Raw genomic sequence first — 13,294 nt, 5'->3', positions numbered from 1 at the left:
CTGAAAGCCGATGTTTGGCAAGGCCCGCGAAAGCATCAGAGCGCGGCATGGCATGATCGGTATTTTACCGCCTGCCGCAGGGTTATTTCTGCCGCGCAGCCAAACGGCGCGCCGAGGACCGGAAAGGGTAAGATGGCGCCCAGCATGTTTCGCTTGTCAGCGGGGGAGAGTTACCGGCGCGGGCTGTTAAGGCTGTCAACTGTTTGGCGCTGCCCGCTGCACAGACGTCAGCTCTCTGCCGCCGCCGTCAATCGCTTGGCCAGCAGCAAACTCAGCACTGTCGCTATGAGCAGGAACACGGCGCCAACACCCCATGCGACAGGCGTGGAATAGACATCGGCCACGGCTCCGGCCAGCACCAGTCCCAATGCCGCCCCCAGTTGCTGTATGAGAGATCGCAAGGACAGCATCGTCGACCTCTGCCGATCATCCACACAGCCATGCAGGATGCTACTTGCAGGCGTCTCGCTTGCTCCAAGAAGGATGGAGAACAGAAGGAAGACGCCGACAAATCCCATGATATCGCCCTGCATCGCCAGCATGAGCTGAACACCGGCAAGACAGGAAAAAAGCGCCGCAAGCGTGACCGCATGGCGGCGCCTGAAGACACGGCTGATATAGGGTGACAGCGCCGCACCAAACGCGATTGCAAAAAAGTAACCCGCCGTCAGGGTGCCAATGGCGGTGTTGGCGTAGCGCTCGTCCAACATGGGCTTTGCGTAGGTCGGCCAGATCACCTCAACCGGATTGGTCGCCATCAGGACCAAGGCCAGTGCCGCCAGAAGCATGGAAAGTGTCGGGTGCCGCAAGGCAAGCGCGCCCGCCTGTGCGATCACGGACGGGACGCTGGTGAACCCTTGTCTCAACGCGCGGGCATTCAACGGGCGTGGCTCTTCGGTGATGGCAAACATCGTGTAGATCAGCACAGCAATCATCACAGCAAAGCTTGCCACATAGGACACATCATAGATGCTGATCCCATACCTCAGCGCGGTCATGCCAAACAGATCTGGGAGCAAACCTCCCAAAATTGCACCGAAGGCGAGGCCCATGGCATTGGCCCCTTGCGCCTTTGCAAGAGCGGGCTGAACATCCACATTTGGCGCCGCGGTCCTGAATGTCTCAACAAACCAGGCATCAAGCGTGCCTGACCGCAGGGCACGCCCGAACCCGATGCAGGCGAAGGAGAGAGCCAGGACAGTGAAATCACTCGATGACAGAAACAGCACGAGCGAAATCAGACTGGCGATGACCGCTGCCAGAAAGACCGGTTTGCGGCCAATGTTGTCGGCCAGACCGCCAAACGGCAATTCCATCGCCATCGTCGTGAGCGAGTAGACCCCAAAGAGCAGCGAAATCTGCAACAGATCCATGCCCCGGTCCGTCAGCGCAAGCGCGACGACGGCCACAGTCAGACCCATGGCAAACCGGTCCAGAAACTGGTGGATCTGAAACACCCGGATGTGGCGTTGTGCCGTGCCGGTCAAGGTTTTGAAAGAGAACTCAATTTCCGTTGCCATGGCGCTACCATGTGCCTTTGCACCTCCCTGCGCAATAGCGGGACCGTAGGAGGGGCGATTGAACAGGCATAGAGCCAATCACGCGCGCAGTTGCAGCGAAGGGGCCATGTTCCGTGCTGCAACCGGAACAGGTCATGACGCCTGATCCAGTCGGCCCAAATAAAAAGCCCCCATCAGAATATGACGGGGGCTTTTTGTCACTTGAAGAGCATAGGCCGACCTGGGATCAGTCCAGAAACGCCTTTTCCACCACGAAATGCGCGGGCTTGGAATTTGCGCCTTCTTCCAGACCATAGGTATTCTCAAAGAGATCCTTCAGCTCCAGATTGAACGCCAGGTTGCCGCAGATCATCGCGCGGTCGCTTTCCGGGTTCAGCGGTGGCACGCCAAGATCGGCAAATGCCTCGCCGGAGCGCATCAGGTCGGTGATGCGGCCCATCTTGGCGCTCTCTTCGCGGGTGGTGGTCGGGTAGTATTTGATCTTCTTCCAGAAGCTTTCGCCGATCACCTCGTTCAAGAGTTCGTCGTCCTTCAGGCTCTCGATCAGCTCACGACCATAGGTCAGCTCACCGGCTTCGCGGCAGGTGTGGGTGATGATCACCTCGTCGAATTTCTCATAGGTTTCCGGCTCGCGCAGCAGGCTCGCAAAGGGCGCAAAGCCGGTGCCGGTGGCAAAGAACCAGATGCGTTTGCCGGGGACCAGCGCGTCATGCACCAGCGTGCCGACCGGCTTGGGGCGCAGGATGATTTCGTCGCCGGGCTGGATGTGCTGCAGGCGCGAGGTCAGCGGGCCGTCCTCGACCTTGATCGAATAAAACTCCATTTCCTCATCCCAGCTGGGGGAGGCGATGGAATAGGCACGCAAGAGCGGCTTCACCTTGCCGGTCTTGGGGTCGGGATCGTTCATCAGACCGATCATCACAAACTCGCCTGAGCGGAAGCGCAGGGAGGCAGGCCGCGTGCAGCGGAAGGAAAACAGCCGGTCGGTCCAGTGCTTGACCTCGGTCACGGTCTGGGCGTCGGGCAGGGCGGGCACGGCCTTGGCCGGTTTCGGGTCGGTTGCAGTGTCGGTCACAGCTTCGGTCACGGGTGTCATCTCGTTCATCGGATCCATTACCGGAGGAATATCCGGCACCTCTGATTAATCTTTGATACAGGTCAGGAAAACCCCTGTTTTCAGAAACCGGCTCCGCGCAGGGCGCAACGGAACCGGGTCTGAGGGGGGAATTCCAGAGAAGCGGAGGCTGGCTGGCTTAGCGTGCGGCGGTGCCACGCAGGCGGGCCTGGTAATCATGCGCCTGCCAATTGGCACGGGCAAGCCATTGCTCCTGCGGCTGACGCGCAGCGAGATCCTCGCTGATCTCGACCTCGTCAAAGCCGGAGCGGCGCGCCATCGCATATTGATCCGCCAGCACATGGCCATAGGCCCGCAGACGCCCGGTGTAGCCCGCCAGCCGCAGGCGCCGCGCCAGGGTAAAGCCCCGGCCATCGGCAAAGCTGGGGAAATGAATACGGATCATCTCCAGCCCCGGCAATTGGTTGGACAGGGCCGCCGGATCGGCATCCGGCTGCATCTCAATGGCGGTGTCGCTGTCAAAGCCCGCCGTCCAGCTGTCGGGGCCAAAGCCCGCATCGGTCACAATCACACTCATCTGTCAGGCTCCTGTGCGAATGAATTTGCCATCCACCACATGGATGCCGCATTCTTCCTTGTCTTGGTTGCGCCAGCGTCCGGCCCGCGGGTCTTCGCCTTCCTTGACGGGCGAGGTGCAGGGGGCGCAGCCGATTGAGGGGTAGCCCTTGGCCACCAGCGGATGACGGGGCAATCTGTTTTCATCCATATAGGCGCGCACGTCCTGCGGCGCCCAATGGGCCAGCGGGTTGATCTTCAGCCGACCGGTGGGGCCAGTGGCGGTCTCTTCCACCTCGAAGAAGTCCAAAGCCGCGCGGGATCCCGCCTGAAACCGTTTGCGCCCGGTGATCCAGCCGTCAAACCCCGCCAGCGCCTTTTGCAGCGGCGCGGTCTTGCGCAGGGCGCAGCAGGCGTCGGTATCCGAGAAGCGCAGCGCGCCATAGGGGTCTTTCTCGGCGATGTCGGCGGCGCGGATCACCTGCACATTGCGCAGGCCCAGCCGCTCGCTCACCTCCTGCTGATAGACCAGCGTTTCGGTGAACAACAACTCGGTGTCGACAAAGGCCACTGGCGTCATCGGATCAATCACCGCCGCCATATGCAGCAGCACAACGGATTCCGCGCCAAAGCTGGAGACCAGCGCGATATGGCCCGCATCCTTGAGTGCGCCCTCCATCACGGAGGTGGCAGAGTGGTGGCGGAAGCGCGCATTGAGCGCATCCACCTGTGTTGCCAGTGCCTCAAGATGGGCACTGCTCGGGCCTTGGCGTGTGTCAGTCGGTAGTGCCGCTGCATTGACCATGGTGCTAAGCAACCTTTTTCTGGGCCTCGGGGTAAAGCGCGGCCTTGAACGGATCCATGCCGACGCGACGATAGGTCTGGAGGAAGGTTTCCTCGGCGCTGTCGCGCAGAGAGAGATAGGCGGTGATCAGGCGTTCCACCGCAGGTACGATTTCATCATAGGCAAAACCGGGTCCGGTGCGGGTGCCAATCGCGGCGGTCTCCGTCGCGTCGCCGCCCAGGGTGATCTGGTAGTTTTCCACCCCAGCCCGGTCGAGGCCAAGAATGCCGATGTGACCGACGTGGTGGTGACCACAGGCGTTGATGCAGCCCGAGATTTTGATCTGCAGATGGCCCACGTCATGTTCCAGCTTCAGCTCATCAAAACGGCTGGCGATTTCCTGCGCCACTGGGATCGACCGGGCAGTGGCCAGCGCGCAGTAATCCATGCCGGGGCAGGCGATGATATCGGAGATCAATCCGACATTGGCGGTGGCCAGCCCGTGCTCTTTCAGCTTGGCATGCAGCGCAGGCAGGTCCGATTTATGGACATGCGGCAGGATCACGTTCTGCTCATGGCTGATGCGCAGCTCGTTATAGCCGAATTCTTCAGCCAGGTCCGCCATCCCGCGCATCTGCGCGGCGGTGGCATCGCCCGGCGTCTGGCCATGCGCCTTGATCGAGATGGTGACGATGGCGTGGTTGTCATCCCGGTGCGCCGCCAGATTGGTATCGGCCCAGGAACGGAACACCGGATCCGCATCATAGGTGGTCAGATAGGTCTCCACATTGCCTCCGCGCAGCTTGGGCGGGGTGAAATGCGTCTTGATCTCCTCCAAGAGCTGCTGATCGGTGCCGTCAAAGGCTTTGCGGCGCTCTTCAAACCGCTCCTCCACCATCTCGCGGATGGTGTCGATGCCGTTTTCCAACACGGTGATCTTGATGCGGGCCTTGTATTTGTTGTCGCGCCGACCCAGCAGGTTATAGACCGCCAGAACCGACTCCAGATAGGGCAGCAGATCCGCCTGCGGGAGGTAATCGCGGATCACCTTACCGATGAGCGGCGTGCGGCCAAGGCCTCCACCCACGATCACCTCAAACCCGGCAACACCGTCGCGCTCAACCATGCGCAGGCCGATGTCATGGGCCTTGGTCACGGCGCGGTCGGTGGAGCTGCCGGTGATGGCGATCTTGAATTTGCGCCCCAGGAACTGGAACTCCGGGTGATCGGTGGACCACTGGCGGATCAGCTCGGCATAGGGGCGGGGGTCGGTCAGCTCATCCTTGGCGGCGGCGGCAAAATGATCCGAGGTCACATTGCGGATGGTGTTGCCGGAGGTCTGGATCGCGTGCAGACCAACCTCGGCGAGCGCGTCCAGCATATCAGGCACGTCGCGCAGCTTGGGCCAGTTGTACTGGATGTTCTGACGGGTGGTGAAATGGCCATAGCCCTTGTCCCACTTCTCCGCCAGCAGCGCCAGGGTGCGCATCTGGTCAGAGTTCAGCGTGCCATAGGGGATCGCCACTCGCAGCATATAGGCGTGCAGCTGTAGATAAAGGCCGTTCATCAGGCGCAGTGGTTTGAACTCATCCTCGGTGAGAGAGCCGTCAATGCGGCGCTCGACCTGGGCACGGAACTGGGCGTTGCGTTCGGCCAGAAAGGCAGTGTCGAAGTCGTTGTACTTATACATTTGCTGCGGCCTCCTGTTTGCCGTGGCGATAGTTGGATGGGCCGGTGCGGCGGAAGTCTTCGCGGAAATGCGTCGGCTCGGGGCCGTTGTCGCCGGATTTCGCATCGGTGAGGTAGATGCCGACCACCCGCAGGGCGTCTTTCTCCGCTTCCAGAAGGCGCAGCTGCGCCTCGGCCTCATCCTCGATCAGCTCAGCCTCCTGCAGCTCACGGCTCCAGCTGTTGGTGTCGGTGAAATAGATCACGTCACCCTCAAGCAGGTCGTTGGCGGTGATGATTTTCGGGGTAAAGGGACGGGGCATCAGGCAAGCTCCAGTTTCAAATCTGTCAGGGCCTGGGCGCTGGCGCGCGGGGCAAGGCCAAGGAATGTCAGCGCCGGGCCGGTCAGTTCGGCGGCGGCAAGATCGGTGGGCAGGCGCTCCAGCGTGGTTTCAATCACCCGCTGATTGGCGCGTGAGGCGTTTTCGACAATGGTCATCGGTGTGGCGCGATCGGCGCCGTGCATGATCAGGCGGCCCTGCACGAAACGCGCAGATTTCTTGCCCATGTAGATGGCAGCCACCTCACCCGGACGGGCCAGCGCAGCCCAGTCGTGATCGGCAAAGCCCTTCATGTCGTGGCCGGTCAGAAACCGCACGGAGGCATTGCGCCCGCGCTGTGTCAGGCTCTGGCCGATGGAGGCGACGGCAGCTGAGGCCGCAGTGATACCCGGCAGGATCTGATAGGCGATACCGGCCTCCTCGCAAGCGGTAAGCTCCTCATCGAGACGGCCATAGACGGTGGGGTCGCCAGATTTCAGGCGCAGGACTTTTTTGCCGGTGCGAGCATGGGCCACCATGCGGGCGCAGATCTCTTCCTGGCTGACCTGCGGGCCAAAGCCCTCCTTGCCGACGTCCTCCAGCTGGGCCTGCGGGCCCGCCAGCGCCATGATCTCATCGCTGACCAGCCGGTCAAAGAGGATCACATCCGCCTGCAACAATGCGCGCGCCACCTTCAGGGTCAGAAGATCAGGATCACCGGGGCCGGAGCCTGCAAAGGCAACCTCACCCGCCACCAGCGCGGCTGCGACAGATCCGCAGGCACCGGTCTGCATCGGCAGCGGCGCGCGGGGGGCAAGGGTGTCTGGACCGGTCATCTGGGGCCTCATCTGGTTTGTTTGACTTACCCTTAGATATAGGAAATATTCCCCCTTATCCGCTATATGGCGCGGCAAATAAGGAAAATTGTTCCAGCTGGCGGCAGATGCAGGCGGGTTGATCCCCAAACAAGGAGAAAACAGGGATGACAGTGCGGATCGACGGCACGGACCGGAAAATTCTGGCGGAGCTGCAACGCGATGCAGGCCAGTCGCTGGACGAAATCGCCCGCCGTGTGGGCAGTTCCAAGACCCCGGTCTGGAATCGCATTCGCAAGCTGCGCGAGGGCGGTGTCATTGGCCGGCAGACCATGGTGCTGGATGCTGAGGCGCTGGGGTTTGAGGCCTGTTTTTTCGTCTTGATCCGCACCTCGGCCCATGAGGCGGAGTGGCAGGCCAAGTTTCTGAAGGCGTTGCAGGACCGCCCGGAGGTGCAGGAGGCGCATCGGCTGGCGGGGGATATCGATTATATCCTCAAGGTGCGGGTGAAGAACGCGCGGGCCTATGACAATTTCTATCAGGCGCTGATTTCTGAGGTGCGGGTGCATAATGTGACAGCCCTACTGTCGATGGAGGAGATCAAATCCACCACCCTGCTGCCGCTTGAGGCCATCGCCGAGGACTAGGCACGCGGTGGTCTGGTGCTGCCAAAGGAAAGGGGGCGCTGCCCCCTTTTTTCGTGACCTGTCCCTGCGGCACAGGTCACATCCCCCGGAGTATTTTGGGAAAGGTGACGGGACGGCGGTCTGGGCTTGCGCGATGGGTGGGCGTCTGGGAGAACGGGGGCGTTTGATGATGATCGGGTTTGCACATGTCTTTATCGTCTGAGCAGTCTGAGGGGCGGCGCCCGGTCGTGGCGCGCCTGATGTTTCTGCTGCTGTTGTTCTGCGGCACGATCTGCACCGCGATGATAGTGCCTTTCATGAGCTATTTCCTGGTCGAGGGGCTGGGGCATCAGCCTTGGATCATCAGTGTGTATGCAGCGATGGCGATCAGCCTGACCCTAGTGGCCAACCGGCAGTTTGCCCGGCGCATTGATGCGGGCGCGCGGGTGTTTCCGCTGGTCGGACTGGCGGCGGCGGGGTTTGTGTTTGCCGCCGGATCGCTGGCGCTGATGCCGACGCTCTGGGTGGTGCTGAGTGCTGGGGTGCTGGGGTTTGGGATCAGCTCCAGCGCGGTTTCGACCATGTTCAGCCTCGGCGGCAGTATCGCGGAGCGGCAGGCGATGGACCGGGTGCGGTTTAATGCGCATATGCGGGCCACCACCTCCACCGCCTGGATGGTTGGGCCTGCGCTTACATTTGTGATTGCGGATGGCTTTGGGCTGCGGGCGGTGTTTGGCGCCGGGCTGCTGGCGGCTGCGGCCTGGATCGCGCTGTGGTGGACCAGCCTGCCTCGCGATATCACGGCGCGCGCGGGCGGACAGGCTGCGACAGCTGAGGCGGAGGCTGTGCCGGGACAATTGGCCCGGCTGCCGCGCGAGGTCTGGCTGGCGGTGGGGTTTGTCTTCTGCCTCTCCACTGCGCATTCGCTGACGTTTTCCGCCTTGCCGGTGTTCTATGTGCAGGAGGTGGGCTTGCCTGGTTCTGCGCCCGGATTTGCCTTCAGCGTGAAGACATTTGTTGAGGTCTTTGCCATCTTCTCAACCCCGTGGGTGATTGCCCGCATTGGCATGTGGCGGGCACTTCTGGCGGTCACCGGCCTTGCTATTGTGACGATCCAGCTGCTGGCGATGGTGCAGAGCTTTGGCCAGATGCTGGCGGCAGCGGCGCTGGAGGGGCTGTACTACGGGTTCTATGCAAGCCTCGGCATCAGCTATGTGCAGTCCTTTGCCAAGGCGATGCCGGCGCGGGCGACCGCGCTGTATTGGAATACGCTGATGGTGAGCGGGGTTATGGCCGGCCCTGCTGTGGGGCTGATCGCGCAGGCCTATGATTTTCAGACGGTGATCCGTAGCGCGTCGGTGATGGCCGTGGTGGCGGGGGCTGTGCTGATGGTCGGGCGTCCCCCCAGACATCAGCCTGTCTGAGCCATGGTGGGGGCGGGCCGGGGTGGCCCGCCGCAGGGTGCGTTAGACCGTGACCATGAGACGGGTCAGCCCGTGGAAGTGGTAGGTGTTGTTGTATTCCGGCGCGGCGGCCAGTTTCAGGTCCGGGCAGCGTTCAAACAGGATCGGCAGGGCGATCTGCATTTCCATCCGCGCCAGCGGCGCGCCGACGCAGAAATGCAGGCCCGCCCCAAAGGAGGTGTTCACTTTGGCTGGGCGCGTGGGATCAAAGCGTTCGGGATCCTCCAGCATTTCCGGGTCGCGGTTGGCAGCGGCCAGCAGCAGTGCCACTTCATCGCCGCGCTGGAAGGTATGACCGAACAGCTCGATCTCCTCGTAGGCGTAGCGGGTGAACATATGCAGCGGCGGGTCGTAGCGCAGGATTTCCTCCACCAGACCGTCGATGCCGTCAGGGGCAAGCCAGCTTTGGTCCCAGCCCTGTTGCAGCATGGTTTTCACGCCATTGCCCAGCGAATGCACCGTGGCCTCATGGCCGGCATTGAGCAACAGGATACAGGTGCCGATCAGCTCATCGGTGGAGAGGCTCTCGCCGTCTTCCTCGGCTTGAATGAGGCGGGTGATCAGATCCTCACCCGGGGTTTTGCGGCGCTCGTCCACATAGGTTGTCAGGAAGTCGATGAAGTCCTGGCTGGCGCGGGCGGCGGCATGTTCGGTCTCGACCGTTTTGGAGGCCTGATACATCGCCACCATCTTGTGCGACCAGTCCAAGAGCTGCGGCGCCATCGCGGTGGGCACGCCCAAGAGGCGACAAATCGCGATCACCGGCACCTGCGTGCAATAGGTGGTCAGGAGATCAAAGGGCGCATCCGTGGGAAAGGCATCGATCAACTCATGGCAGAGCGTTTCGAGCCCCGGCGCCAGCGCCTTGATCTCGCGGCTGGTGAAGGCGCGCAACACAAGCCGACGCAGGCGGGTGTGGCGGGGTGGCTCTGCATCCAGGAGCGAATGCGCCTCAACCTGCAGGAAGGGGGCGAGATGGGCCGGGCTTTCGCGGGCCATCTCTGGCGGGATTTCGCGGCCAAAACGGCGGTCGCGCAGCAGGGTATGCACAGCGGGGTGCGAAAAGGCCGCAACCATATTGTAGTCCTGCCAATGATGCAGATGTCCCATCGCGCGGGCCTCGGCGTAAAATCCGTAGGGCGATTGGACAAAATCGGGATCGGTGGGGGATTGGGTCAATGTCTTCATCCGCGCAGCTTTTGCCAAGGCGGCTGGTCAATGCAAGGGGGGCTTTGCTACTGTGCGGCCAATGACGCAATTTCACACACATCGGTGGATCATTCTGGCGCTTCTTCTGGGGGCGGTGGCGGCTGTTGCGGGCGGTGTCTATCGGTTGGGCTACCGCCAAGCGCTTGATTCGCTTGCCGAACGCAGCGCGGCGGATCTGGCGCTGGCGTCGGACCGGGTGACCACGCAGTTGCAGGTCTATCAGGAGCTGGCGGTTTTGATGGCCGATCACCCGACGCTGAAGCGTTTGGACCGGGCCGAGGCGCGGGTGGCGGCGCAGGGGCTGTTGCGCGAGGTGGCCGACAAGACAGCGGCGCTGGATGTGTTCTTTGTCGACCGGGCGGGCCGGGTGGTGGTCGCCGCTGAAGGGGTGATGGGGCGCGATGTGACCCAGAGCAGCTATTTCCACCGGGCGATGCAGGGGGCGCTGGGCACTGGCTACGGGGTACTGCAACCGGATGGGCGGCGCGCCTATATCTATGCGGCACCGGACTTCGATGTGGATGGTCGGGTGCGCGGTGCCTTGGTGGTGGTCGCCGATGTCGAGGATGTGGAGCAGACCTGGCGCGGGTCGCTGCCTGCGGTGTTTTTCACCAATCGCGGCGGCGAGGTGTTCATTGCCAACCGGCGGGAATTGTTGTTCTGGCAGCGCAGCGCGGAAGGACCGGGGCTGTCGCCGCCGGATGGGCGGCAGGTGGCGCTTCGGGCCTGGCTGGAGGGTCCGCATGAGATCTGGGATCTGCGCTGGTCGCCCTATCTGCCGGAGCGGGCGCTGCATCAGGCGGTGAACCTGCCGCAGATCGGCATGGTGGGGGAGATCTTGGTGGACGTGGCCCCGGCCCGGAGGCTGGCGGGGCTGCAGGCGGCAGCGATGGCGGCGATTGTGCTGGCGCTTGGGGCGATGCTGGCCCTGGCGCTTGAACGCAGGCGCACGCTGGCGGAGGCGAATACGGTGCTGGAAAGCCGGGTTGCGGCACGCACGCGGGCCTTGTCGGCCACCAATATGCGGCTCACCCGCGAGGTGCAGGAACGCCAAGAGGCCGAGGCGGCGCTGAAGCGCGCGCAGCAGGATCTGGTGCAGGCGGGCAAATTGTCGGCGCTGGGGCAGATGTCGGCGGGGATCAGTCATGAGCTGAACCAGCCCTTGATGGCGATCCAGCAATATGCCGAAAACGGCGAGGCCTTTGTGGCGCGCGGCAAGCCGGAGCGGGCGGGGGAGAACCTTGGCCGGATTTCGCAGATGGCGGGGCGGATGGCGCGGATCATCAAGAACCTGCGCGCCTTTGCCCGCAACGAGAGCGAGCCGATGGGGCGGGTGGATCTGGGGCAGGTGATTGCCTCCGCGATTGAGCTGACCGAACCCCGCCTGCGGCAGGATCGGGTCGATCTAATCTGGCAGCCACCTGCGGAGCCGGTCTTTGCCTGGGGCGGCGAGGTGCGCCTGTCGCAGGTGTTTGTGAACCTGATCAACAATGCCGCAGATGCAATGCTGGAGCAGGAGCAGCGCGAGATACGGATTGCGATTGAGACACGCGAGGGTGAGGGAGGCACGGATGCAGGCGCGCGGCTTGCGGTGAGTGTGCGCGACATCGGCCCCGGCCTGAAGGAGCCGGAAAAGATCTTTGACCCTTTCTACTCGACCAAGGCGGTGGGCAGTTCCGAGGGTATGGGGCTGGGGCTGTCGATCTCCTACGGGTTGGTGCAAAGCTTTGGTGGCCATATCCGCGGGGTCAACACCGGTGATGGCGCAGAGTTCACGGTGGAACTGGACCGCTGGAGGGCGCAGGGCGGCACTGACACGCAGCAACAGGATGAGGTGGCATGACCAATCGGGTTTTGGTGGTGGATGATGATGCGGCCGTGCGGGCCGCATTGGGCCAGACGCTGGAGCTGGCGGAGTGTGATGCCATCACGGTGGGGTCCTTTGTGGCAGCCAAGGATTTGATCACGCGTGATTTTGACGGGGTGATCCTGTCCGATATGCGGATGCCGGGACGCGACGGGTTTCATCTGCTGCGCTATGTGCGCGAGGTGGACGCTGATCTGCCGGTGATCCTGCTGACTGGCGAGGGGGATATCCCGATGGCGGTGCAGGCAATGGCCGAAGGGGCGTTTGATTTCCTTGAGAAACCCTGCGCCAGCGTGGATCTGATGGCGGTGGTGCGCCGGGCGCTGAAGACGCGGGCGCTGGTGCGGGAAAACCGGGCGCTGAAGTCGCGGCTGGAAAGCGGCGATCCGGCGGCGCGGATGATATTTGGCACCTCGCCGCAGATGGAGGAGCTGCGTGCGCGAGCGCGTGCGGTGGCCGCAACCGGGGCAGAGGTGCTGGTGACCGGCGCGCCGGGGGGCGGAATTTCCAAGGTGGCGGAGGTCATTCACCTGATGTCACCGCGCGGGCAGGGCCCGTTTGTGAAACGCCCGGCGGCAGGGCTCAGCCCGGATGGGTTTGCGGATCTGTGCCGCGCGGCGGCGGGCGGATCGCTGTATCTGGATGAAATCGCCGCCCTGCCAAGCGAGACGCAATATGCCATGTTGGAAGCGCTGGAACAGGAGCAGGCGCTGGAGGCGCGGGTTCTGGTCGGCTCAGTCGCGGATCTGGCAGAGGCGGCGGCAGAGGGGCGGTTTCTGGCCGATCTTTTCTACCGGCTTGACGTGATGCGGGTGCGCATTCCGGCGCTGTCCGAACGGCCCGAGGATATTCCCGTGCTGTTTAGCCACTATGTCGCTCAGGCCGCAGAGCAGGCAGGCATTGCTGCGCCGGACATTTCGCAGGACCATCTTGCGGCGCTGATGGCGCAGGATTGGCCCGGCAATGCGCGCTCGCTGATGTCGGCGGCGATGCGGTTTGTGCTGGGGATGCCGGAGGAGGCCGCGCAATCGGCGGAGCTGGGGCTGGCGGAGCAGTTGGCGCAGGTGGAGCGGTCCCTGCTCATTGCAGCACTGGGACGGCAGAACGGCAATGCCTCTGCCGCGGCCAAAGCCCTGAAGCTGCCGCGCAAGACGTTTTATGACAAGCTGGCTCGCTATGGCATCCGGCCCGAAGATTATCGCCGCTGAGGGCGGTCTGGTGTCTGTTCTGGTCCGCGTCTTAGGGGAGGGCGCGGGGCAGTAAGGTGGCGGCGCCGCCGGGCGCCCTGCAAGGGGGCAGGGCGGAGGGGGATGGGCACCGGATGTCAGCCGGCCCCATGTTCGTCGACCTTTTCGTCAACTTCGGTCATTTGAACGCCCGGCCTGCGGAGGA

At 63.0% G+C, this 13,294-nt stretch carries 12 protein-coding genes; 4 read left to right on the top strand and 8 right to left on the bottom strand.

Annotated features, from left to right (window positions below):
• Window positions 1–227: 227 nt before the first annotated feature.
• The 7 genes from D1820_RS05860 to cobA form a co-directional block, all read right to left on the bottom strand.
• Window positions 228–1,520: an MFS transporter gene (locus D1820_RS05860; RefSeq protein ID WP_118068191.1), complete on the bottom strand. Its 1,293-nt coding sequence runs from the start codon at window positions 1,518–1,520 to the stop codon at window positions 228–230.
• A gap of 226 nt (window positions 1,521–1,746) precedes the next feature.
• A complete protein-coding gene (locus D1820_RS05855; RefSeq protein ID WP_118070057.1) occupies window positions 1,747–2,625 on the bottom strand; it encodes a ferredoxin--NADP reductase in 879 nt (292 codons plus the stop codon).
• Window positions 2,626–2,773: 148 nt separating this feature from the next.
• The gene (locus D1820_RS05850) at window positions 2,774–3,172 is read right to left on the bottom strand and encodes a DUF934 domain-containing protein (protein WP_040170555.1); all 399 of its coding nucleotides are present in this window, start codon (window positions 3,170–3,172) and stop codon (window positions 2,774–2,776) included.
• A gap of 3 nt (window positions 3,173–3,175) precedes the next feature.
• Window positions 3,176–3,955: a phosphoadenylyl-sulfate reductase gene (locus D1820_RS05845; RefSeq protein WP_118068190.1), complete on the bottom strand. Its 780-nt coding sequence runs from the start codon at window positions 3,953–3,955 to the stop codon at window positions 3,176–3,178.
• 4 nt (window positions 3,956–3,959) lie between these two features.
• Window positions 3,960–5,624, bottom strand: a complete 1,665-nt coding sequence (locus D1820_RS05840) for a nitrite/sulfite reductase (protein ID WP_118068189.1) — start codon at window positions 5,622–5,624, stop codon at window positions 3,960–3,962.
• Entirely contained in the window at window positions 5,617–5,925 is a 309-nt protein-coding gene (locus D1820_RS05835) for a DUF2849 domain-containing protein (protein ID WP_024096783.1), read from the bottom strand. The genes D1820_RS05840 and D1820_RS05835 overlap by 8 nt, the downstream gene beginning before the upstream one ends.
• Window positions 5,925–6,758: a uroporphyrinogen-III C-methyltransferase gene (cobA, locus tag D1820_RS05830; protein ID WP_118068188.1), complete on the bottom strand. Its 834-nt coding sequence runs from the start codon at window positions 6,756–6,758 to the stop codon at window positions 5,925–5,927. The genes D1820_RS05835 and cobA overlap by 1 nt, the downstream gene beginning before the upstream one ends.
• 146 nt (window positions 6,759–6,904) lie before the next feature.
• Here cobA and D1820_RS05825 point away from each other — a divergent pair, with 146 nt between their 5' ends.
• Window positions 6,905–7,384, top strand: a complete 480-nt coding sequence (locus D1820_RS05825; RefSeq protein WP_024096785.1) for an Lrp/AsnC family transcriptional regulator — start codon at window positions 6,905–6,907, stop codon at window positions 7,382–7,384.
• 185 nt (window positions 7,385–7,569) lie between these two features.
• Complete coding sequence (locus D1820_RS05820; RefSeq protein WP_118068187.1) at window positions 7,570–8,787, top strand: MFS transporter; 1,218 nt, start codon at window positions 7,570–7,572, stop codon at window positions 8,785–8,787.
• A 42-nt stretch (window positions 8,788–8,829) separates the two neighbouring features.
• Here the strand turns inward: D1820_RS05820 and D1820_RS05815 are convergent, their stop codons facing one another.
• Window positions 8,830–10,014: a cytochrome P450 gene (locus D1820_RS05815; protein WP_096871652.1), complete on the bottom strand. Its 1,185-nt coding sequence runs from the start codon at window positions 10,012–10,014 to the stop codon at window positions 8,830–8,832.
• A 61-nt stretch (window positions 10,015–10,075) separates the two neighbouring features.
• Here D1820_RS05815 and D1820_RS05810 point away from each other — a divergent pair, with 61 nt between their 5' ends.
• Window positions 10,076–11,878, top strand: coding sequence for an ATP-binding protein (locus tag D1820_RS05810; RefSeq protein WP_118068186.1), 1,803 nt, complete (start codon window positions 10,076–10,078; stop codon window positions 11,876–11,878).
• Window positions 11,875–13,110: a sigma-54 dependent transcriptional regulator gene (locus D1820_RS05805; protein ID WP_118068185.1), complete on the top strand. Its 1,236-nt coding sequence runs from the start codon at window positions 11,875–11,877 to the stop codon at window positions 13,108–13,110. The genes D1820_RS05810 and D1820_RS05805 overlap by 4 nt, the downstream gene beginning before the upstream one ends.
• Window positions 13,111–13,294: the final 184 nt, after the last annotated feature.

Source organism: Phaeobacter sp. LSS9 (assembly GCF_003443595.1).
Classification (GTDB): Bacteria; Pseudomonadota; Alphaproteobacteria; order Rhodobacterales; family Rhodobacteraceae; genus Phaeobacter; species Phaeobacter piscinae.
The sequence above is the reverse complement of the archived record's forward strand: the minus strand, read 5'-3'. Positions and strand labels throughout refer to the sequence as shown.

Coding starts and splice junctions, on each gene's coding strand:
- D1820_RS05840 (WP_118068189.1), bottom strand. CDS start 5,624: ATGTATAAGTACAACGACTTCGACACTGCCTTTCTGGCCGAACGCAAC.
- D1820_RS05855 (WP_118070057.1), bottom strand. CDS start 2,625: ATGAACGAGATGACACCCGTGACCGAAGCTGTGACCGACACTGCAACC.
- cobA (WP_118068188.1), bottom strand. CDS start 6,758: ATGACCGGTCCAGACACCCTTGCCCCCCGCGCGCCGCTGCCGATGCAG.
- D1820_RS05815 (WP_096871652.1), bottom strand. CDS start 10,014: ATGAAGACATTGACCCAATCCCCCACCGATCCCGATTTTGTCCAATCG.
- D1820_RS05810 (WP_118068186.1), top strand. CDS start 10,076: ATGACGCAATTTCACACACATCGGTGGATCATTCTGGCGCTTCTTCTG.
- D1820_RS05820 (WP_118068187.1), top strand. CDS start 7,570: ATGTCTTTATCGTCTGAGCAGTCTGAGGGGCGGCGCCCGGTCGTGGCG.
- D1820_RS05845 (WP_118068190.1), bottom strand. CDS start 3,955: ATGGTCAATGCAGCGGCACTACCGACTGACACACGCCAAGGCCCGAGC.
- D1820_RS05825 (WP_024096785.1), top strand. CDS start 6,905: ATGACAGTGCGGATCGACGGCACGGACCGGAAAATTCTGGCGGAGCTG.
- D1820_RS05860 (WP_118068191.1), bottom strand. CDS start 1,520: ATGGCAACGGAAATTGAGTTCTCTTTCAAAACCTTGACCGGCACGGCA.
- D1820_RS05835 (WP_024096783.1), bottom strand. CDS start 5,925: ATGCCCCGTCCCTTTACCCCGAAAATCATCACCGCCAACGACCTGCTT.
- D1820_RS05805 (WP_118068185.1), top strand. CDS start 11,875: ATGACCAATCGGGTTTTGGTGGTGGATGATGATGCGGCCGTGCGGGCC.
- D1820_RS05850 (WP_040170555.1), bottom strand. CDS start 3,172: ATGAGTGTGATTGTGACCGATGCGGGCTTTGGCCCCGACAGCTGGACG.